Raw genomic sequence first — 20876 nt, 5'->3', positions numbered from 1 at the left:
GACCGATCAGCGCAGCAGCGGCCGCAGCAGCTCGCGGGAAATGATGTGGCGCTGGATTTCCGAGGTGCCTTCCCAGATCCGTTCGATCCGCGCGTTGCGCCAGATGCGCTCCACCGGACCTTCGTCCATCAGGCCCATGCCGCCGAAAATCTGCACCGCTTCATCGGCGGTACGCCCCAGTACTTCGCTGGCAAACAGCTTGGCCATGCCGGCCTCGCCATCGGTCATGGTGCCCTGGTCCATTTTCCACGCGGTGTGCAGGGTCAGCAGTTCGGCCGCGCGAATTTGCGTGGCCATGTCCGCCAACTTGAACGAAACGCCTTGGTAGGTGCCGATGGGCTGACCGAACTGCTTGCGGTCAGCCGCCCATTGCAGCGAGACGTCGAGTGCCCGTTGCGCCTGGCCGACGCAGTTGGCCGCCACCATTACCCGTCCGGCAGTCAGCCAGGCGTTGGCCACGTCCCAGCCCTTGCCGACTTCACCGAGCACCTTGGAGGCCGGTACGCGGCAGTCGTCAAAGAACATTTCGAAGGTGTGATAACCACGGTTGCTCACGCACTTGGGACCACGGCGGATGGTCATGCCTGGCGTGTTGCGGTCGACCAGGAACGAGGTCACGGCGTTGCGTTTCTTGCCGTTGTGCTCGTAGGTGTCGGTGACGGCGAAGACGATGGCGAAATCGGCGTGGCCGGCGTGGCTGATGAAGTGCTTGCTGCCATTGAGGACGAAGTCGTCACCGTCGCGCACGGCGCGGGTCTTGATCGCGTTGGCATCGGACCCGGCGCCCGGCTCGGTCAGGGCGAAGCAGTCGATCTTCTCGCCCTGGATGCACGGCAACAGGTAATCGTTGATCTGATCGCCGGTGCAGGCCATGAGGATCTTGGATGGCCGCGCGACGAACACGTGCAGCGCCCAGGAGACCTTCGACAGTTCACGCTCGATCAGCGCCTGGGACAGGTAGTCCAGACCGCCACCACCGACCTCTTCGGGCATGTTGAAGGCGTAGAAACCCGCGGCAATGGCCTTGCCGCGAATCTGCGCGGCGAGCTCCGGGGAGACTTCGTCGGCGCGATCGACTTCGGTTTCATAGGGCAGCAGTTCCTTCTCGACGAAGCTGCGTACCGAGACCACCAACATTTCTTGTTCTTGGGTCAGTTGGAAATTCATGGGTGCTACCTGTGTTCGTTTGCAAAGAGTGGTTAGTGAGGCGGGCTTAGCGACCGATAAAGCGTGCCGGGCGTTTTTCCATGGCGGCGCGCAGCGCTTCGCTGCCGTCTTCGCTGCGTCCGCAGAGCAGGCCAGCGGCCAGTTCCGCTTGCAGTTGCTCGGGCAGGCTGCGGTCGGCACCTTCGCGCATGAGTTTTTTGGTCTGGGCAAAGGCAAAGGTCGGCCCCGCAGCCAGGCGTGTGGCGAGTTCGCCGGCCACGGCCTGCAATTGATCGTCGGCGCACACTTCGCTGACCAGGCCCGCCGCGAGGGCACGGTCGGCGCCCCACAGTTCGTCGAGGAACAACAGGCGCTTGGCCTGCTCGGCACCGATCAGGCGTGGCAGGTGCCAACTGGCGCCGGCGTCCGGCGAGTAGGCCATGCTGGTGTAGCCGGCCTTGAAGCGTGCCGACTGCCCGGCGATGCGCAGGTCGCAGCACAGGGTCAGGTCCATCCCCGCACCGACGGCGGTGCCGTTGATGGCGGCGATGGTCGGCTTTTCCAGGCTGTACAAGCGGGTCATCAGGGCATGGGCGGTTTCGGTCCAGCCGTAGGTTTCCAGCGCGCCACGGGCTTCGGCTTCAGCCCATTCATCGAGGTCGGCACCGGCGCAGAAGCTACGACCGCTACCGGTCAATACCACCACGCGCACCGCTGGGTCAGCGTTGTACGAGTCGAGCAAGGCGTGAAGGTTTTTCAGCGTCGGGATGTCCAGCGCATTGCGCTGAGCCGTGCGATTGAGGGTGATCCAGGCAACGCCTGCTTCGACCTGACTGAGCAGAGAATAGTGAGTAGTCATGCGGGTCCTCGAATTGTTTTGTTTGTCGTGAGGTGTTGCGACTTGGAGCCATACTAAACGACTGTTCAGTAAGCCGGCAATCGGCGAAGAAATGGGCTGTAACAAGTCATAAAACTCGTTAACACATTGTTTTTAATAGGTTTTATGCCTGTCGATAGGGAGTGAGCGAAACCGTTGTTACAACTTCGAACAACTGCCTTTGGCCTCCCAACCAAATCGCATGATGCAAAACAACTGTAGGAGCGAGCCTGCTCGCGATGACGGCAGGACATTCAACATCGCGTTGACTGCCACACCGCTATCGCGAGCAAGCTCGCTCCTACAGGGGGTTGTGCTTGAGTGAATGAATTAAACGCTTGGCAAACTCGGTGCCAGCACTGCCTCGCGGTTGCGATGGAACAGGAAATACGCGCCATAGCACAGGGCGATAAAGCCGAAGCCCCAGTACAGGGATGGACGCTGGGTTTCATCCAGGGCCAGGAACACAAACAGCGAGCAGCACAAGGTGATGCACATCAGCGGCAGTACCGGGAACCACGGGGCGCGGTATTTCAGGTCGCTGAGTTTGCCGCCGTCACGCAGGTAGGCCTTGCGGAACTTGTATTGCGCCAGGGCTATGACAATCCAGGTCACGGTGCCGGACATGCCGCTCACCGCCATCAGCACCATGAACAAGGTGTCGGCCGCGATGAAACTGGTCAGCAGCGACACCAGCGCAAAGCACAGGGTGATGCTCAACGCGCGCAACGGCACGCCACGCTTGCTCAGCGGCGATAGACTTTTCGGCGCCATGCCGGTTTTCGACATCGCCCAGAGGATGCGGGTCGAGGCATACAGGCCGGAGTTACCCACCGACAGAATCGCCGTGAGAATCACGAAGTTCATCAGGTCAGCGGCATAGGGGATGCCGACCATGTCGAACACCTGCACAAACGGACTTTCCATCAGGCCCGCCTGCTGCCACGGCACGATGGCCGAGAGCACGATAATCGCCAGCACGTAGAAAATCAGCACGCGGAACACCACGTTGCGCACGGCGCGCGGGATGCTCTTTTCCGGCTGGTCGGTTTCGCCAGCGGCCACGCCCATGATCTCGCAGCCCTGGAAGGCGTAGACCACAGTCATCATCACCGCGAACACGGCGGACAGGCCGTTGGGGAACAGCGAGTCGCCGATCAGGTTGTTCATCATCGGTGCAGGTGCGCCGCTGCTCAACGGCATCACACCGAAGATCACCAGCACACCGACCACGATAAAGCCGAGAATTGCCGCGACCTTGATCCCCGAGAACCAGTATTCGGCCTCACCGAAGGCGCGGGTCGCCATGGCGTTAATGCCAAACAGCACCACCACGAACAGCGCCGACCAATACCAGATCGGCACCGCCGGAAACCAGCGCGTCATCAACATGCCAGCGGCGGTGAACTCCAGGCCCACGGTGGTGGCCCAGCTCATCCAGTACACCCAGCCGATCATGAAGCCGGTGGCCGGACCGATGAACTTGGTGGCGTGGGTCTGGAACGAACCGGACACCGGCATCTGCACGGACAGCTCGCCCAGGCAGACCATCACCAGGTACATCAGGAAGCCGGCGACCAGGTAGGCCAGAATCGCCCCCACCGGACCGCCTTGATTAATGGTGACGCCAGAGCCCATGAACAGCCCGGTGCCAATCACGCCCCCCAGGGAGAGCATGAAAATGTGCCGGCTTTTGAGGGCACGGGTCAGTTGGATGCCTTTACGGTCGATGTTTTCACTCATGTCGGCACCCTCAGCAATCGGTGAGGGGCGCGGCGCATGACAGGATGTCGTGGCGCGGGGAAGAATCAGCTTTACGGCAATTCATTATTATTATCTCCAATAAGCTTCGAAGACCGCGCTGCGGCGGTTGCGTCGATTATTGGAAAGCCATGTAAGGTCACGTTGTACGTATGGATCGAAGTTGTAGAAAGTCGTAACAAAAATGTACGTCAGCTCTGCAACAGGCGTTCCAGCGCCTGTAGTGCGTGCTTGCAGTGCTCATTGAGCGCAGGCGCCAACTGCCCGATAGCCAATTGATCGTTGATCAGGGCCGTCTCTTCCAGAGATCTCAGAACGCTGGCCAAGGCACGAAAACCCAGGGAGTCGGCGCTTCCCGCCAAACGGTGGGCCAGGTGTGCGATTTCAGTGAAGTCATCGGCTTCAATCGATTCGCGCAGCGCCTCGTGGTGTTGCAGAATCGAGTCGCGCAGCACCGCCAGCAACCCCTGCACTTTCTGCTCGCCGAGCAAGTTACGGTGGGTTTGCAGCAGCGGCCAGTCGATGGCGCCCTCTTCCAGCAGCGGCTTGGGCGTCATCAACTGCCCGCTCATGACCTTGCGCAGCGTGTCCAGATTCAGCGGCTTGGCCAGCACGCCATCCATACCGGCATCCAGATACCCGCGAACCAGCGCCGGTTGCACGCTGGCTGTGAGGGCAAAAATGCGCGCGGTACGATTCGGCCCATCGGCACTGCGGATCCGTTTGCACAACTCGACGCCAGTCATGCCCGGCAGATGCACATCCAGCAGCATCAGATCGAACCGCTGCGCGGCGCATTGCGCCAATGCCTGTTCAGCCTCCTCAGCCAGCCACACCTGGTGGCCGTCCCGTTGCAGCAATCCCTGGACCACTTCGCGATTGAGTGCCACGTCCTCAACCACCAGCACCTTCAATGCCGGACCTGTCACCGTGATCGGTATGGGTGCGGTGACGCCTGCAGCGGGTTGCAACGTCAACTCGAACCAGAAGCAACTGCCCCGCCCCACTTCACTGGTGACGCCGATGCTGCCACCCATTTGCTCGACCAGGTGTTTACAGATCGCCAGCCCCAACCCGGTGCCGCCGAAGCGCTGCGCCACTTCTTCGCTGGCCTGGGTGAAGCGCTCGAAAATCCGCGCCTGCATCGGCGGGGCAATGCCGATGCCGTTGTCGGTGACACTCACCCGCAGACGATCGCCGCCAGTCTCTCCAGACTGCGCGAGCAACGCCACTTCGACGCTGACCTCACCACACTCGGTGAATTTGATCGCGTTGGCCAACAGGTTGCTCAACACCTGCCGCAAGAATTGCTCGGCACCGTGGTGATACTCGGCGATTCGCTGATCGACCCGACACTGCAGGAGGGTGTCGTTATCCAGCGCCTTGGGTTCCAGCAGCGTCAGCACTTCATCGATCAATTGACGAATCGAGAAGTCCACCGGTTCGGGCAGGCTGGCGCCCTCCTCCAGTTTGGCGAAAAACAGCACTTCATTGAGGATGGTCAGCAATCCTTCGCCAGCCTTGTGCAAGGCTTCCAGACGTTTGCCGTCCTGCGGATCGAGGCTGGCGCCGCGCAACAACTCGGCCATACCGAGGATGCCGTTGAGGGGCGTGCGCAACTCATGACTCATGGTCGCCAGGAAGCGTGACTTTGCCAGGTTGGCGGCTTCTGCCTCGTCTTTCGCGCGCATCAGGCTGGCAGTGCGTCGCTCGACCATCTTCAGCAACTCGTCGCGGTTGTCTTGCAAGGCCAGCCGATCGCTTTCACGGCGGTCGATGTCGCTGAGGATCGCCCGGCGCATGTCGTCGAGGGCGTGGGCCACGGTGTCGATTTCGTCTTTGTGGACACTGCGCCGCTTGTGCAGGCGCAGCGGCTCATGCCATTCGCCAGCGGCAATACGCCGGGCGAACTCTGCCATGACTTGCAGGTGCCGGGTAACCAGACGGTAAAACAACCAGGACAGCGCAATCGCAAGACCGCAGAGGAACGCCCCCATCCACAACAAGCTGGTCAGCCCGGTGGCATACAGGCGCTGATACACCGCCCCCAGATCGGTGCTGACTTCCAGTTCACCCAAGTGCCGTAAAGGCCCGGACGGCGGTTGGTAGTCCAGGGCAAAACGTTCGACGCGCAACGGCCCGAGCGGATCCGGGTTGCCTTGCAGCAGGTCGAAGTCGGGGCTGCTCAAGTGCACCCGCGCGACGTCGGAGAAGTCCACCAAGCCGCGCAACTGCACATTCAACTGCTCCTGGTTCAGATCCCACAGGCTGCGCTCCAGGCTCGCCAGATAGCCGGCGCGGATCAGCTCCATGCGCGAGTCGATGTCGCGCATTTCCCGACGATATTCGATGTACAGCTGCACGGTACTGGCGAGCACCGTGAAGCACAGGCTGAACAACAGAATGAACAGCAACAGACGCCGTAACAGGCCACCGGGACGCGGGCGAATCATTGTTCGTTCACCGGCAGGTTGATCATGTCGCGGTAAGTGACTTCGCTTTCATCGAGCAGGCGCTCGATGTCGCCGGCATCGACCATGCGCTGCAGTTGCGCATTGATCTGCGGCATCTGACTGGCCAACGGCGAGCGACGGGAAACCGCGACCCGCAGGTAGTCGACGCTCAGGGCCTTGGGCAACGCGACGATGTCCTGGGCGCCCGCCAGACTTTCGATATAGAGCTGGCCGGTACGGCGCTCCTGGGTGATGAAATCGATGCGCCCGCGAATCAGCTTGCCGAAGTTCTGTCGGCTGTCGGACACCCATTCTATGTTGTCGTTTTGCGCAACCATGCGATCAAATTCCACGCCGTAACTTTCACCGAACAGCAAGCCGCCACGGTAATGGGCCAGGTCTTCCAGGCGTTCGAACTGCACCGGATGTTGGCGATTGATGAACAACGCGACCTCTTCGCGCAGTACTGGCACCGTGGAAAACAGCATGCTTTGTTGCCGTTGCGCGGTGCTGTAGGCCAGCACCACGTCGACCCGGCCTTCGGCGGCATCGAGCAGGCAGCGTTTCCAGTTGCCCAGCACCACGGTTTCGACCTCATAGCCCAGCTCACCGAACAGCTTTTTCACCACACTCGGCGCCAGGCCACGGACCTGTTTGCCATCGCTCCAGGAAATCGGCGGGTAGACCGGATAATCGCAGTAGCGGACCTTTTCCGCGGCCAGGGCGTTGCCCGCCACCAGCGCCAACAGCAACCAGAGCAGTCGCCCCACGGCCGTCACGCCGCCAGGCTGGCAGTGAACAGGTAACCGGCGCCGTGGATGGTGATGATCAACTGCGGCTCGGCCGGGTCGTCGTGCAGTTTGCGGCGCAAGCGACCGACCAGCACGTCGATGGAGCGGTCGTTGGGCACCCATTCGCGGTTGCGGATCTGATCCATCAACTGGTCGCGGCTCAGGGTGTGGCCGCTGTTGCGCAGGAACACGCTGAGCAATTGGTACTCGCCGTGGGTCAGCAGGGTTTCGCTGCCGGAAGGATCGATCAGACGCCGGCGATCGGTGTCCAGCGACCAGTCGGCGAACTGTTTGACGGGCTTGGCGACAGCCGCAACAGGCTGGGGCGTCTGCGCATGACGAACCCGGCGTATCAGGTTTTTCGCCCGGGACACCAGCTCACGTGGATTGAGAGGTTTAATCACGTAGTCATCGGCACCGCATTCCAGGCCGACGATGCGGTCGATTTCATCGTTGCGCCCGGTGATCAGGATGATCCCGACTTCCGAACGCACCCGCAGTTCACGGGTCAGGGTCAGGCCGTCCTTGCCGGGCAAGCGGATATCGAGCATGACCAGGTCTACGGCCTGGCTGGCCAGAAAGGTTTCGGCCAGTTCCGCCGTGGCGGCGCAATGAACTTCGTAGCCTTCCTGGGACAGGTAGGCGTGCAACAGTTCGCGAATCAGCGGATCGTCATCGACGATCAGTACCCGTGGCGTCATGACTGGGGTGTCCTGCCTGTGCCCGAAGGCGCATTTCTTATTAGAGTGTTTTTGTACATCAGCGCCAGAGAGTAGCCATTGCTGAACGACCGATCAACAGTTGCTCGTCTGTACGCAAAAGCGCTGCCGTCCACCGGCCTGCAAACCATCGACCCAGGCCTCGCAAATCTGGATGCCCTGCTCCGGGGTGAAGGTGCCGGGATTGAGTCCGGACTCCAGCCACAGACCGTCGAGCAAGGCACTGAGGCTGATCGCAGCAAGATCGCCATCGAAATTTTCCCAGCCTTCTTCCTGCGCCAGCTCCATCAGCACCTTGCGCAAAATGGCACGGTACTCGCCATAGGAATGATCGTGGGCCTGGTTGATCGCCTCGGCGGTTTTCACCGCGCCCCAGAACGCCAGCCAGGCGTCAATGAGTTGCGGGTCGAGCAATTCGGCGGAAAACGAGCCGCGAAAAAACGCCGACAAGCGTTCGCGAGCATTGGGTGCAGCCTGTTCCATCGCATCGCGCAGCAGGGTCATGACCCGTCCGGTGATCGCCATGTAGGCCTCGGCCACCAGTTCGTCCTTGCCCGAGTAGTGATGGCTGATCAGCCCCACCGAAACCCCGGCCTCGGCGGAAATCTTGCGGATCGAGGCACCCTGAAAACCGTGGCGCTTGAGGCACACCAGCGTCGCCTCGATCAGATTGGCCTTGCGCAACTCCGGTTCCATGCGGGAAAAACGGGCTTCCTGATTCATGGGTGACATGCTCCTGGATTCAATCAAGGGGGCTCGCGCTACGCTTGCAAGCTGAACGACTGTACAGCAAGAGCCTGTCTTGTCTCCAGTCTGGTGTAAGCCTGTGTTCTTGTGGGGGCTGGTTTGCCGGCGAAGGCGTCAGCACATTCAACCTCTACGTTGCCTGACATACCGCCATCGCGAGCAGGCTCGCTTGTACAGTGTTTTTCGGGTGTTCACACATTCCGCGAACTACCACCAAATCCTGTGGGAGCGCGGCTTGCCCGCGATGGCGTCATCCCCGACAGAAGGAGATCCGGATCAATCCCGATACCCCGGAGCCACGCGCTCCAGCAGGCGCAACAACGCCGCCCAGGCCAATTGCATGGCATCCGGGTCGTTCAATTCACCTTCATCCAGCGCTCGGCCAGGGTCATTGAACTGACGCTCGGTGTGCTCACAGACTTCAACCGGTGGCAGTACCAACTCGCCGGCCGCCTGTGCGGCCAGTTGGATTTCGCAGGCTTTTTCCAGGTAATACATGCGCAGAAACGCCTGACTTACGGTTTCGCCAACCGTCAGCAAGCCATGGTTGCGCAGCATCAATACCGGCTTGTCCCCCATGTCTGCCACCAGCCGCTCTTGCTCACCCAAATCCAGCGCCACGCCTTCGTAGTCGTGATAAGCCACCCGACCATAGAACTCCATGGAAATCTGATTCACCGGCAGCAAGCCGCACTTCAACGCGGCCACCGCGCAGCCGGATTTGGTGTGGGTATGCAGCACGCATTGGGCATCTTCACGGGCGCCATGAATCGCGCTGTGAATCACGAAACCGGCCGGGTTCACCGGGTATGGAGACGCCTCCACGGCGTGGCCATTGAGGTCGATTTTCACCAGATTCGATGCCGTGATTTCCTCAAACATCAACCCATAGGGATTGATCAGAAAATGATGTTCCGGCCCGGGAATACGCACCGAGATGTGGGTAAAGATCAGATCGGTCATGCGGTAATGCGCAATCAAGCGGTAACAGGCGGCCAGCTCTTCACGCAGGCGCTGTTCGGTAGCGCTGCGCGCAGGTGCGGCAGTCAGGTGGGTCGCGATTTCGTTCATTGTTGTGGTTCTCCAGGCGGGTCGGCTGCGCAGACAGTAAGGCTGGACGTGCATGAACGTCCAGCCACAGGCCGTTATTTACTGGCCCAGGCGTTAAAACGCTCTTCCAGCTCCTCACCATGGTCAACCCAGAAGCCGACGTCCATCGAGAGCGCCCCCTTGAGGTTCTGCGGCGCCATGATTTCATCGGTGGTTACTCAAGCAGGTGCCCACCGAACTCAAGTCGGTATGGCCCTTTTTTATTGTTGTGAGGTTCGCCCCAAGATGCGGGTGCCATTTCAAGCTACTGCAATGGTCAGTAAAAAAACTAGTTGATTTTTTACTACAGGTAAATTTCTATAGACAAAAATAACAGCACCACATGCCTCTGTAGGAGCGAGCCTGCTCGCGATGGACGTTAACGCTAACGCGCGTTGTCTGGATGAACGCGTCGTCCTCAAGTCCATCGCAAGCAAGCCCGCTCCTACAGGTCAGCCTGCCCGGAGTACCCGCACCATGCCGAGCCCGACCCCAGCCTTCGCACACCTGTTCGAACCCTTGCAGATCCGTGGCAAGCGCCTGAAAAACCGCATCATGTCCAGCGGGCACGACACCTCGATGCCCACCGACAACCTGGTCAACGAACAGTTGATCGCCTATCACCGGGCGCGGGCCGAGGGCGGCGTCGGGCTGATCGTGTTGCAGGTGGCCGGCGTGCATGACAGCGCGCGTTATACCTCCCATGTGCTGATGGCCACCGATGACGCCTGCATCGACGGCTACCGGAAAATCGCGCAAACCTGCCATGCCCACGGCACCGTGGTGTTGTCCCAGGTATTTCATCCGGGGCGGGAAATCATGGAATCCAGCGATGGTTTGCTGGCCGTGGCCTACTCCGCCTCGGCGGTGCCCAACGAGCGGTTCCGGGTGATGCCGCGTGCCCTCGATCAGGGGATGATCGACGAGATCGTCGCCGGTTACGCCGCCGCGGCAAGGCGCCTTCATCAGGCCGGTATCGATGGCGTGGAAGTGGTCGCCAGCCACGGCTACCTGCCGGCGCAATTCATCAACCCACGGGTCAATCGCCGCACCGATGGCTACAACGGTGATCTGGAACAACGCCTGAGCTTCCTGCGTGAAGTGATTGCGGCCATTCGCGCCAGCACCGACGAGCAATTCATCGTCGGCCTGCGCATTTCCGCGGACGAGCGCGACCCCGAAGGGCTGACCGAAGACGAATCCCTGGCCGCCGTGCAATCGCTGCAAGCGCAACTGGATTACGTGCACATCGTCGCCGGCACTTCGGCCTCGCTCGGTGGTGCGGTGCATATCGTGCCGCCGATGGCGATCGAGGCCGCCTACCTGGCCAGGGAAGCGGGCACCTTCAAGGCGGGTTTGGACATCCCGTTGTTCGTCACCGGGCGCATCAATCAGCCCCAGGAAGCCGAGCTGATTCTGGCCCGTGGTCAGGCTGACGTGTGCGGCATGACCCGCGCCCTGATCTGTGACCCGCAAATGCCCAACAAGACCGATACCGGCCGCGCTGAAGACGTGCGCGCCTGCATCGCCTGCAATCAGGCGTGCATCGGCCACTTCCACAAGGGCTTGCCGATTTCCTGCATCCAGCACCCGGAAACCGGTCGTGAGTTGATCTTCGGCGAGCGCCGACCCGCGAGCACACGCAAACGCATCATGATTGCCGGCGGAGGCCCGGCCGGAATGAAAGCCGCTGCGGTCGCCGCCCAACGCGGGCATGAGGTGACGCTGTATGAAGCCAGCGCGCAATTGGGCGGTCAGGTGTTGCTGGCGCAGTTGCTGCCACGGCGCAGCGAGTTCGGCGGCGCCAGCACCAATCTGCAACGGGAAATGGAACTGGCTGGCGTGCGCGTGGTGCGCAACACCCGGGTTGACCGCGCCTTGGTCGAACGGGAAAAACCGCACATGGTCATCATCGCCACCGGGGCCGAGCCCTACTGGCCGCACTTCGAACGGGGTGGCGAATTGCAGGTGGTGGATGCCTGGCAGGTATTGCGTGATGAGGTGCAGATCGGCCGGTCGGTGGTGGTGGTCGACTGGCGTTGCGACTGGATCGGCCCCGGCATTGCCGAGCGTCTGACCCGTGCCGGGCATCAGGTGCAACTGGCGGTCAATGGCACCCATTGCGGGGAAAACCTGCCGCTGTACGTACGTGATCAAATGGCCGGCGAGCTGCACAAACTGGGGGTTGCCATCACCCCTTACGCCCGCTTGTACGGCTGCGATGACAACACTGTCTACCTGCAACATACCGCCAGCGGCGAACCGATGCTGATGGAAAACATCGACACCCTGGTGCTGTGCCAGGGCCATCAGCCGGTGGATACCCTGGGCGCCGAACTGCAGGGCCTGGTTGAATTCCGGCGCATCGGCGACTGCCTGGCACCGAGAACGGCCGAAGAAGCGATTTATGAGGGCCTGAAAGTCGCGTGGGAGCTTTGAGGCTGTTTATACTCCGGGGCTTTGACTCTCAATGACTGCTCTTTGCAGGAGCGAGCCCGCTCGCGATGGACGCTGACGATGAAGCGCGTTTTCTGGATAAACGCGGTGTCTTGACGTACATCGCGAGCAGGCTCGCTCCTACAGGGGGCAGAGCGTAGCCACCGGCTCGGGATCGACCATGAGCAACAGCACCACGCCACAACCCGCCACCGGCAGCGCCGAACCGCATTTTCTCGGCACGCGGATTCGCGGCCTGCGCAAGCGCCGGGGCATGACCCTGGCGGAACTGGCGCAACAAAGCGAACTGACCGCCGGCTACATCAGCCAGCTGGAGCGCAACCTCGCCTACCCGTCGATTCCGGCATTGTTCAATATCGCCCGCAGCCTGGGCGTGACCATCCAGTGGTTCTTCGCCAGCGAAGCGGTCACCGCTCCCGAGGACGACGGCATTGTCGTGCGCAAGAACAGTCGTCTGAGCGTGCACTACGAAGACGGGATCATTGACCAGTTGCTGACCCCACAGCCCAGTCAGCACCTGGAAATGCTGCATTCGCGTTTCCCTCCGGGCACCTACAGCCAACAAAGCTACAGCCACGACGGTGAAGAAGCGGGTTACCTGCTCTCGGGGCGTTTCGAGTTGTGGGTCGGCGAGCGCTACTTTCAGCTCAACGAAGGCGACAGTTTCAGCTTCTCCAGCCAGGAGCCTCACCGCTACGGCAACCCTGGCGATGTCGATGCGGTGGTGATCTGGGTGATCACCCCGCCGACCTTCTAACGGCGCCCGCGGCCAGTCGGCTGTGCGGCACTCACACGCTTGAGGGTGTCGCTCGGCAACTCCTTGAACAGCGCGCGATAGCTGCTGGAAAACCGCCCCAGATGCCAGAACGACCAGTGCATCGCCACTTCGGCGACGGTGGTTTGCGACGGCGTGCTGATCAGTAACTCCCGACGGGCGCTGTTAAGGCGACGCAGGCGCAGCCATTGGGTCGGCGCCATGCCGGTGAATGTCTTGAATGCATGCTGCAACTGGCGCAGTGAAACACCGGCGACCTGGGACAACTCCAGCAGATTGAGGTGTTCTTCGGGCGTATCCGCCGCCCATTCCGCGACTCGCTTCATGATCGCCCGCTCCCCCGCCCGGCGCTGCAACGCGCCCTGGTCCAGGCACACGCAGGCGTTATCGAGGATGAACAGGCAATCATCGAGCAACTGCTGGGTCAACGCCTCGCGACTGGGCGGATCGAAAGTCTGCGACAACCGGGTCAGGGTGCCGCTGAGCCAGCGACTGAACAGCGCATTCTGCTGTGAATTGAGCGGGGCCATGAACAGCCCTTCGAGCCTGGCCACATCCAGTGCATGACGCTGCACGAACGCCGGCCCGAACACCACGGCGATTTCCTGGTAGTTCTCCGGGGTGATCCAGATGTTGCGACTTTCTCCATTGAGCACATACAGCGCGTTGTCGCTGCGATCGAAACAGAACGCCAGCGCCCCTTGCGGCGCACTGAAATTCTGCTCGACCCGGGTGTTCATGTGCTCCTCGTAAATCTCCACGCCTTGCAGGTCGAGATAGCGCACCAGACCGGCGAAATGCCCTGGCGACATCTGTTGGTAATGCTGGACCCAACCCGGTGTGGCGCGGATTTGCTCGGCCACGTCGGCGGTGTTGAACGCTTGAACCTGTAACGGATTACACACTGTCATGGGATGACCTGGCGCACTCTTTTGGTGCGCTTTGTGCTGCTTAAAGTGGATAGATGGAAGCGCAAGGCTCGCCCAAGATAGTCGTCAACGCGCTACAGGGGAAGTGTCCGAAAGATGAAATCGGCTTCTCCTGGCGTTAATAAAACCAATAACGAGGTCTTTATGAATGTCCCTTTCGATCAGCTGTTCACTTGGCTGAAAGATCACAAGATTACCGAAGTCGAGTGCGTCGTCAGCGACCTGACCGGCATTGCACGCGGCAAAATCGCACCCACCAACAAGTTCCTGCATGAGCGAGGCATGCGCCTGCCGGAAAGTGTGTTGTTGCAAACGGTAACCGGGGACTTTGTCGACGACGACATCTACTACGACCTGCTCGACCCGGCCGACATCGACATGGTCTGCAAGCCGGTGTCCGACGCGGTGTACGTGGTGCCTTGGGCCATCGAGCCGACCGCCATCGTGATTCACGACACCTTCGACAAATTCGGCAACCCGATCGAGCTGTCGCCACGCAACGTGCTGAAGAAAGTCTTGCAGCTCTACACCGACAAGGGCTGGAAGCCGATTGTCGCGCCGGAAATGGAGTTCTACCTGACCCAGCGCTGCGAAGACCCGGACTTGCCGCTCAAGGCACCGATGGGCCGCTCGGGCCGTGCCGAAAGTGGTCGCCAGTCGTTCTCCATCGATGCCGCCAACGAGTTTGACCCGTTGTTCGAAGACGTCTACGACTGGTGCGAGCTGCAAGGCCTGGATCTCGACACGCTGATCCACGAAGACGGCCCGGCGCAGATGGAAATCAACTTCCGCCATGGTGACGCCCTGGACCTGGCCGACCAGATCACGGTGTTCAAGCGCACCCTGCGCGAAGCCGCGCTCAAGCACAACGTGGCGGCGACCTTCATGGCCAAGCCGATTGGCGATGAGCCCGGCAGCGCCATGCACATTCACCAGAGCGTAGTGGAAATCGCCACCGGCAAGCCGATCTTCGCCGATGAAAACGGCAACATGAGCGAGCTGTTCCTGCACCACATCGGTGGCCTGCAGAAATACATCCCGAAAGTGCTGCCGATGTTCGCGCCGAACGTCAACTCGTTCCGCCGCTTCCTGCCGGATACCTCGGCACCGGTGAACGTTGAGTGGGGCGAAGAAAACCGTACCGTCGGCCTGCGCGTGCCGACCTCCAGCCCGGAGGCGATGCGCGTGGAAAACCGCTTGCCGGGTGCAGACGCCAACCCTTACCTGGCCATCGCCGCCAGTTTGCTCTGCGGTTTCCTCGGCATGGTCGAGGGCGTCGAACCGAGCGCCGGGGTCCAGGGTCGCGCCTATGAGCGTCGCAACCTGCGCCTGCCGATCACCATCGAGGAAGCGCTGTCGCAGATGGAAGAATGCGAGACCGTCAGCCGCTACCTGGGCAGCAAGTTCGTGCGTGGCTATGTCGCGGTCAAACGCGCCGAGCACGAGAACTTCAAGCGGGTCATCAGCTCCTGGGAGCGTGAGTTCCTGATGCTCAGCGTCTAGGAAGATCACACATCCCTGTGGGAGCGGGCTTGCCCGCGATGGCGGCCTGTCAGTCAACGATGATGCTGAATATGCCGGCCCAATCGCGGGCAAGCCCGCTCCCACAGGGGCCGAAGAATCACCTGAAAAAATCCAATAATTCGAAGAGGTGTCGATATGCGTCTATTGAAATCCGTGGTTCCGGTCGCGCTGACTGTTTTGTTCAGCGCCGTTGCCCAGGCTCAGCCACAGGTCAGCGTCTACAACTGGACCGATTACATCGGTGAGACCACCCTCGCCGACTTCCAGGCCAAAACCGGGATCAAGGTGATCTATGACGTTTTCGACTCCAATGAAACCCTGGAAGGAAAACTGCTCGCCGGACGCACCGGGTATGACGTGGTGGTGCCGTCCAACCACTTCCTCGCTCGCCAGGTGAAAGCCGGCGCGTTCCTCAAGATGGATCGCGAGCAATTGCCGAACTTCAAGAACCTCGACCCGAAACTGCTGGCCCTGCTCGAGAAAAACGATCCGGGTAACGCCCACTCGGTGCCGTACCTGTGGGGCACCAACGGCATCGGTTACAACGTCGACAAGGTCAAGCAGGTGCTGGGCATCGACCACATCGACTCCTGGGCCGTGCTGTTCGAACCGGAAAACATCAAGAAGCTCAGCCAGTGCGGCGTGTCCATCATGGACTCGGCGGATGAAGTGTTCCCCGCGGTGCTCAACTACATGGGCATGGACCCGCGCAGCGAAAACCCCGAGGACTTCAAGAAAGCCGAAGCCAAGCTGTTGAGCATCCGTCCGTACGTCACCTACTTCCACTCCTCCAAGTACGTGTCGGACCTGGCCAACGGCGATATCTGCGTCGCATTCGGTTACTCCGGCGATGTGTTCCAGGCCGCCAACCGGGCCAAGGAAGCCAAGAACAACGTGAACATCGCCTACGCCATTCCCAAGGAAGGCGCCAACTTGTGGTTCGACCTGCTGGCCATCCCGGCCGACGCCAGCAATCCGAAAGAAGCCCATGCCTTCATCAATTACCTGCTCGATCCTCAGGTGATCGCCAAGGTCAGCGCCTCGGTCGGCTACGCCAACCCGAACCCGCCCGCCAAGCAGTTCATGGAGGCTGAACTGGTGAACAATCCCGAGGTTTACCCATCCCAGGAAGTGCTCGACAAACTGTACATTTCCACCACCCCGCCGCAGTCGATCATGCGTCTGATGACCCGTTCCTGGAGCAAAGTGAAGTCCAACCAATGAACCAGTACACCCAGGAACACACTCACTCCTACTACGCCGCCTCGGCCAGGGGCATGGCGCCCCGGACCGAGCTGGCCGGGGACCTGGTCGCGGATGTCTGTGTGATTGGCGGCGGCTTCACCGGGGTCAACACCGCCATCGAACTGGCCCAGCGCGGGCTCTCGGTGATCCTGCTGGAAGCCCGGCGGATTGGCTGGGGCGCCAGCGGGCGCAACGGTGGCCAGTTGATCCGCGGCATCGGCCATGACGTCAGCGGTTTTGCCCGGCACATCGGCGCCGACGGCGTGCGTTATCTGGAGCAGGCGGGTATCGAATCAGTGGCACTGGTGGGCCAGCGTATCCGCGAACACGGTATCGACTGCGACCTGCGCTGGGGTTTTTGCGAGCTGGCCAACACCCCGGCGCAGTTCGCCGGCCTGAAAGCCGAATACGCCGGGCTGAAGGAAACGGGTTACGCCCATGAGACCCGCCTGATCGAACCGGGGCAGATCCGTGAGCAGGTGGTGAACTCCGGCGTGTATGCCGGCGGTCTCGTGGACATGGGGTCAGGGCATTTGCACCCACTGAACCTGGTATTGGGCGAGGCGAAAGTCGCCGAGTCCCTGGGCGTACGGATCTTAGAGCAGAGCCCGGTGCTGGAGTTGATCCATGGCAGCACCGTGCAGGTGCGCTGTGCCGGTGGCACGGTGCGCGCCGGCAGCCTGGTGCTGGCCTGCAACGCACACCTGGAAGAACTTGAGCCGAAACTCAGCGGCAAAGTACTGCCGGCGGGCAGCTACATCATCGCCACCGAACCCTTGTCGGCAGAGCTCGCCGCGCAGTTGATACCGCACAACCTGGCCCTGTGCGACCAGAAAGTCGGCCTGGATTACTATCGCTTATCGGCCGACCGGCGCCTGCTGTTCGGCGGTGCCTGCCATTACTCCGGGCGCGATCCGCGGGACATCACAGCCTATATGCGCCCGCAGATGCTCAAGGTCTTCCCGCAACTGGCCAGCGTGCGCATCGATTATCAGTGGGGCGGCATGATCGGCATTACGGCCAATCGTTTCCCGCAGGTCGGGCGCCTGAGTCAGCACCCCAATGTGTTCTACGCCCAGGGTTATTCCGGTCATGGCCTGAACGTGACCCACTGGTGCGCCAAACTGCTGGGCGAAGCGATCCACGCCGGCCAAAGCCATGGTTTTGATGTGTTCAGCGCCGTGCCGCACATGACCTTTCCCGGCGGCCGCGTTCTGCGTTCGCCACTGCTGGCCCTCGGCATGCTGTGGTATCGCACGCGTGAAATGCTGGGTTGAGATTGGCTTCAAGCGCTAAACCAATCCTGTGGTGAGGGCGTTTGCCCCCTCGCCACAGGTATCCGGCTGATCAGCCAACCTTTTTCCGTCCTCAAACAGCCTTTCGATTTGCTCAATCGCGAGGCACTTCTATATTGAGGGTGTGCTCTGAACTTCCTGCCTCCTGTCGAGCTTGGCCAATGGCGACGACTGACCACCTGATCATCTGCGAGCACTGCGACTGTGTGTACGAGAAAGTCACGCTCGCCAAATACCAGAAAACCCTGTGCACCCGCTGCGGCGGTGTGCTGCAGCGCTATAACGGCTTGACACTCCAGCAACGCCTGGCCTTGACCCTTACCGCGTTGATGCTGTGGATTTTCGCCAACTTCTACCCGGTGATGAGCATCAGCCTCAAGGGCCTGAAAAACAGTGCGACGCTCTGGGATTCGGTCATGGCGCTCAGTCTGGGGCCTATCACGTTCATCGCCATGGTGGCAGCCATCGCCATGATCATCGCGCCGATCTTCCAATTGTTGCTGCTGATCTGGGTCCTCGGTTACGCCCTCGCCTCCAGACGCTCACCGGCTTTCAAGTTCTGCATGCGCTGGCTGGAAACCCTGCGCCCCTGGAGCATGCTGGAAGTCTGCCTGTTGGGCGCGATGGTCGCGGTGATCAAACTCGCGGGTTTTCTCGATGTGTTGCCGGGCATCGGTCTGATTGCCCTGGCCATCCTCAGCCTGATGATGATCCGCATCGCCGGGCGCGATATTCGCGAACTGTGGGACATCCTATGACAACGCCTCCGGTCGCCAGCGAACTGGGCCTGTGCCTGTGTCACAGCTGCGGCCTGGCTTGCGACATGACCCACAATCCCCATGAATGCCAACGCTGCGGGGCCCCGCTGCACCGGCGCAAGACCAATTCGTTGACACGCACCTGGGCCTACCTGTTCACATCCCTGGTGTTTTACATCCCGGCCAACCTGTTGCCGGTGATGAACACCAAGATGGTCGGCCATGGCGCTGACAGCACGATCATGAGCGGGGTGCTGGAGTTCTGGGAATCCGGTTCCTGGGACATCGCCCTGATCATCTTTATCGCCAGTATCGCGGTGCCCGGCATCAAGTTCGTGGCCATTACGTTATTGCTGGTGACGGTGCAACGCGACAGCCACTGGGCGCGCAAGGAGCGCTCACAGCTGTACCGCTTCGTCGAGGTCATCGGTTACTGGTCCATGCTCGACGTGATAGTGGTGGCCCTGGTGGCCTCACTGGTGAAGTTTCAGGCCCTGGCCGACATCGAGCCCCGGGCCGGCATTTTGTTCTTTGGCCTGGTGGTGGTGTTCACCATGCTCTCGGCGATGAGTTTCGATCCGCGCCTGATCTGGGATGAGAAACCGCATGCCCCACACAACGAGGAGGTCATGGATGAAGCAGCTAGCCACTGAAGGGGCACAGGTTCCCGGACCGGCACCCATCAAGACCCGCCGTTTCAGCGTATCGCTGGTCTGGATCGTGCCGATTGTCGCGGTGTTGGTGGGCATTTCCCTGGTGGTGCACAGCATCCTGCAGGAGGGGCCGACCATCACCGTCACCTTCAAGACCGGTGACGGCCTGACCGCGAACAAGACCGAGGTCAAATACCGCAACGTGGTGATCGGTCAAGTCACGGACGTGGAACTGAGCAATGACCAGAAGAGCGTCAATGCAACCGTCAAACTGGCCAAGCAGGCGGAAAGCTTTACCCGCGCAGACTCCAAATTCTGGGTGGTGCGCCCAAGAATCGGGGCTGGCGGCGTGTCGGGTATCGATACCCTGTTGTCTGGCGATTACATCGGTGCCGATATCGGCCAGGCCAATGCCCGGGCGAAAAACTTCAAGGGTCTGGAAAACCCGCCCCCCATTACCTATGGCGAGCCGGGCAAGCGCTTCACCCTGCATACCCAGGACCTGGGGTCGCTGGATATCGGCTCTCCGGTGTACTACCGCAAGATCCCGGTCGGCCAGGTCGTCGCCTTTGCCCTGGACCCTGATGGCAAGGGTGTGAACATCGACCTGTTCGTCCACGCCCCCAATGATCAGTACGTCACGGAGAACACCCGCTTCTGGAATGCCAGTGGCGTCGATGTGAGCGTCGGTGCCAACGGCTTTGCGGTCAAGACCGAATCCTTGTCCGCCTTGCTGGTCGGCGGCATTGCCTTCCGTGCGCCTGAATTCAGTCCCGACGACAAGCCGGCCGCGGAGGAATACACCTACGAACTGTTCGAGGACCAGCAAACCGCCCTCGCCCCACCCAATGGCAAGCCACAGTACCTGGCCCTGCGTTTCGATCAGGCGTTGCGCGGGCTAAAGGTTGATGCTCCGGTCGAATTCCAGGGCGTGGAGATTGGCAAGGTGGTCGGAGTCAATCTTGATTTCGACGCGCAAAAACGCAGCTTTCCGATCAATGTCGGGATCGTGATCTACCCGCAACGCCTGGGTCAGGCTCACCAGAAAATGCTCAAAGAGATGAAACATGACCCCAACGATGAAGCCGGCGGTGTGCGGCTGATAGGTTCCTTCGTCGAGAACGGCCTGCGCGCCCAGGCTCGCACCGGCAATCTGCTGACCGGCCAGTTGTACATCGCGCTGGACTTCTACCCGAAAGCGGAAAAAGTCACCTTCGATGCCAACGCGCGACCGGTCATGATTCCAACGATTCCTGGCAGTCTCGAACAACTGCAGGAAAAACTCGAAGCCATGCTCACCAAGATCAACCAGCTGCCGATCGAGCGCATTGCCAGCAATCTCGACAGCAACCTGGTTGAACTGCGCAAAAGCCTGGGGCAGTTCAATGCCAAGACCCTGCCTGGGGTGCATAACACGCTTTCGGACGTCAGCAAGACCCTGCAAACGGCCAACTCGACACTTCAATCTGCCCATTCCACCCTGGCCGATGATTCGCCCCAACGAGAAAAACTGGACCAGACCCTGAATGAACTCGGACGCACCTCACGCTCCTTGCGTGATCTGACGGACTATCTGGGCCGGCACCCGGAATCGCTGATTCGCGGTCGCCCCGACAACGCAGCGCCCATCGATCTGCAAGGACCACCGAGCAAATGA

At 60.8% G+C, this 20876-nt stretch carries 17 protein-coding genes and 1 pseudogene; 8 read left to right on the top strand and 10 right to left on the bottom strand.

The genetic code is table 11. The features are described 5' to 3' along the window. Positions 1-6: 6 nt before the first annotated feature. The 9 genes and pseudogenes from ACVWYU_RS15855 to ACVWYU_RS15815 all read right to left on the bottom strand — a co-directional run. Positions 7-1167 (bottom strand): acyl-CoA dehydrogenase family protein, encoded by a 1161-nt coding sequence (locus ACVWYU_RS15855; RefSeq protein ID WP_457373087.1) that lies wholly within the window; start codon positions 1165-1167, stop codon positions 7-9. A gap of 46 nt (positions 1168-1213) precedes the next feature. Then, complete coding sequence (locus ACVWYU_RS15850) at positions 1214-2005, bottom strand: enoyl-CoA hydratase/isomerase family protein (protein WP_457373086.1); 792 nt, start codon at positions 2003-2005, stop codon at positions 1214-1216. Between the two features lie 348 nt (positions 2006-2353). Beyond that, positions 2354-3766, bottom strand: a complete 1413-nt coding sequence (locus ACVWYU_RS15845) for an amino acid permease (RefSeq protein WP_090322018.1) — start codon at positions 3764-3766, stop codon at positions 2354-2356. Positions 3767-3975: 209 nt separating this feature from the next. Then, positions 3976-6237, bottom strand: coding sequence for an ATP-binding protein (locus tag ACVWYU_RS15840; protein ID WP_457373085.1), 2262 nt, complete (start codon positions 6235-6237; stop codon positions 3976-3978). Continuing rightward, the gene (locus tag ACVWYU_RS15835) at positions 6234-7007 is read right to left on the bottom strand and encodes a substrate-binding periplasmic protein (protein ID WP_090327328.1); all 774 of its coding nucleotides are present in this window, start codon (positions 7005-7007) and stop codon (positions 6234-6236) included. The genes ACVWYU_RS15840 and ACVWYU_RS15835 overlap by 4 nt, the downstream gene beginning before the upstream one ends. A gap of 5 nt (positions 7008-7012) precedes the next feature. Beyond that, complete coding sequence (locus ACVWYU_RS15830) at positions 7013-7729, bottom strand: response regulator (RefSeq protein ID WP_047529264.1); 717 nt, start codon at positions 7727-7729, stop codon at positions 7013-7015. Positions 7730-7822: 93 nt separating this feature from the next. Next, positions 7823-8470 (bottom strand): TetR family transcriptional regulator C-terminal domain-containing protein, encoded by a 648-nt coding sequence (locus ACVWYU_RS15825; protein ID WP_090322027.1) that lies wholly within the window; start codon positions 8468-8470, stop codon positions 7823-7825. A gap of 300 nt (positions 8471-8770) precedes the next feature. After that, on the bottom strand, positions 8771-9565 hold the full coding sequence (locus ACVWYU_RS15820) for a class II aldolase/adducin family protein (protein ID WP_457373084.1): 795 nt from the start codon (positions 9563-9565) through the stop codon (positions 8771-8773). 74 nt (positions 9566-9639) lie between these two features. Continuing rightward, positions 9640-9741: pseudogene (locus tag ACVWYU_RS15815) on the bottom strand (hypothetical protein); the annotation flags it as partial. Positions 9742-10060: 319 nt separating this feature from the next. Between ACVWYU_RS15815 and ACVWYU_RS15810 the strand changes: the two are divergent. Continuing rightward, on the top strand, positions 10061-12022 hold the full coding sequence (locus ACVWYU_RS15810; protein WP_457373083.1) for an oxidoreductase: 1962 nt from the start codon (positions 10061-10063) through the stop codon (positions 12020-12022). 178 nt (positions 12023-12200) lie between these two features. Further along, positions 12201-12797 carry a helix-turn-helix domain-containing protein gene (locus ACVWYU_RS15805; protein WP_047529274.1) on the top strand — a complete coding sequence of 199 codons (597 nt, stop codon included), beginning with the start codon at positions 12201-12203 and terminating at the stop codon, positions 12795-12797. Here the strand turns inward: ACVWYU_RS15805 and ACVWYU_RS15800 are convergent. Next, positions 12794-13726 carry a helix-turn-helix domain-containing protein gene (locus ACVWYU_RS15800; RefSeq protein WP_248914982.1) on the bottom strand — a complete coding sequence of 311 codons (933 nt, stop codon included), beginning with the start codon at positions 13724-13726 and terminating at the stop codon, positions 12794-12796. The two genes, ACVWYU_RS15805 and ACVWYU_RS15800, sit on opposite strands and share 4 nt — an antisense overlap. Before the next feature lie 162 nt (positions 13727-13888). Between ACVWYU_RS15800 and ACVWYU_RS15795 the strand changes: the two genes are divergently transcribed. From ACVWYU_RS15795 to ACVWYU_RS15770, 6 genes are all read left to right on the top strand, one after another. Next, positions 13889-15247, top strand: coding sequence for a glutamine synthetase family protein (locus ACVWYU_RS15795; RefSeq protein ID WP_090322043.1), 1359 nt, complete (start codon positions 13889-13891; stop codon positions 15245-15247). Positions 15248-15403: 156 nt separating this feature from the next. Beyond that, positions 15404-16492 carry a polyamine ABC transporter substrate-binding protein gene (locus ACVWYU_RS15790; protein ID WP_247255659.1) on the top strand — a complete coding sequence of 363 codons (1089 nt, stop codon included), beginning with the start codon at positions 15404-15406 and terminating at the stop codon, positions 16490-16492. Next, positions 16489-17790 carry an NAD(P)/FAD-dependent oxidoreductase gene (locus ACVWYU_RS15785; protein ID WP_457373082.1) on the top strand — a complete coding sequence of 434 codons (1302 nt, stop codon included), beginning with the start codon at positions 16489-16491 and terminating at the stop codon, positions 17788-17790. Before ACVWYU_RS15790 ends, ACVWYU_RS15785 begins: the two co-directional genes overlap by 4 nt. A gap of 179 nt (positions 17791-17969) precedes the next feature. Then, entirely contained in the window at positions 17970-18566 is a 597-nt protein-coding gene (locus tag ACVWYU_RS15780) for a paraquat-inducible protein A (protein ID WP_090322054.1), read from the top strand. After that, the gene (locus ACVWYU_RS15775; RefSeq protein WP_457373081.1) at positions 18563-19219 is read left to right on the top strand and encodes a paraquat-inducible protein A; all 657 of its coding nucleotides are present in this window, start codon (positions 18563-18565) and stop codon (positions 19217-19219) included. Before ACVWYU_RS15780 ends, ACVWYU_RS15775 begins: the two co-directional genes overlap by 4 nt. After that, positions 19200-20876 (top strand): PqiB family protein, encoded by a 1677-nt coding sequence (locus ACVWYU_RS15770; RefSeq protein ID WP_457373080.1) that lies wholly within the window; start codon positions 19200-19202, stop codon positions 20874-20876. The genes ACVWYU_RS15775 and ACVWYU_RS15770 overlap by 20 nt, the downstream gene beginning before the upstream one ends.

The organism is Pseudomonas sp. TE12234, from assembly GCF_054061835.1.
Note: the sequence above shows the minus strand (reverse complement) of the source record. Positions and strands in the feature narration are given on the sequence as shown.

Bases quoted from the DNA above. Each gene is read 5' to 3' on its own strand.
- ACVWYU_RS15855 (WP_457373087.1), bottom strand. From the start codon at position 1,167: ATGAATTTCCAACTGACCCAAGAACAAGAAATGTTGGTGGTCTCGGTA.
- ACVWYU_RS15850 (WP_457373086.1), bottom strand. From the start codon at position 2,005: ATGACTACTCACTATTCTCTGCTCAGTCAGGTCGAAGCAGGCGTTGCC.
- ACVWYU_RS15845 (WP_090322018.1), bottom strand. From the start codon at position 3,766: ATGAGTGAAAACATCGACCGTAAAGGCATCCAACTGACCCGTGCCCTC.
- ACVWYU_RS15840 (WP_457373085.1), bottom strand. From the start codon at position 6,237: ATGATTCGCCCGCGTCCCGGTGGCCTGTTACGGCGTCTGTTGCTGTTC.
- ACVWYU_RS15830 (WP_047529264.1), bottom strand. From the start codon at position 7,729: ATGACGCCACGGGTACTGATCGTCGATGACGATCCGCTGATTCGCGAA.
- ACVWYU_RS15825 (WP_090322027.1), bottom strand. From the start codon at position 8,470: ATGAATCAGGAAGCCCGTTTTTCCCGCATGGAACCGGAGTTGCGCAAG.
- ACVWYU_RS15820 (WP_457373084.1), bottom strand. From the start codon at position 9,565: ATGAACGAAATCGCGACCCACCTGACTGCCGCACCTGCGCGCAGCGCT.
- ACVWYU_RS15810 (WP_457373083.1), top strand. From the start codon at position 10,061: ATGCCGAGCCCGACCCCAGCCTTCGCACACCTGTTCGAACCCTTGCAG.
- ACVWYU_RS15805 (WP_047529274.1), top strand. From the start codon at position 12,201: ATGAGCAACAGCACCACGCCACAACCCGCCACCGGCAGCGCCGAACCG.
- ACVWYU_RS15800 (WP_248914982.1), bottom strand. From the start codon at position 13,726: ATGACAGTGTGTAATCCGTTACAGGTTCAAGCGTTCAACACCGCCGAC.
- ACVWYU_RS15795 (WP_090322043.1), top strand. From the start codon at position 13,889: ATGAATGTCCCTTTCGATCAGCTGTTCACTTGGCTGAAAGATCACAAG.
- ACVWYU_RS15790 (WP_247255659.1), top strand. From the start codon at position 15,404: ATGCGTCTATTGAAATCCGTGGTTCCGGTCGCGCTGACTGTTTTGTTC.
- ACVWYU_RS15785 (WP_457373082.1), top strand. From the start codon at position 16,489: ATGAACCAGTACACCCAGGAACACACTCACTCCTACTACGCCGCCTCG.
- ACVWYU_RS15780 (WP_090322054.1), top strand. From the start codon at position 17,970: ATGGCGACGACTGACCACCTGATCATCTGCGAGCACTGCGACTGTGTG.
- ACVWYU_RS15775 (WP_457373081.1), top strand. From the start codon at position 18,563: ATGACAACGCCTCCGGTCGCCAGCGAACTGGGCCTGTGCCTGTGTCAC.
- ACVWYU_RS15770 (WP_457373080.1), top strand. From the start codon at position 19,200: ATGAAGCAGCTAGCCACTGAAGGGGCACAGGTTCCCGGACCGGCACCC.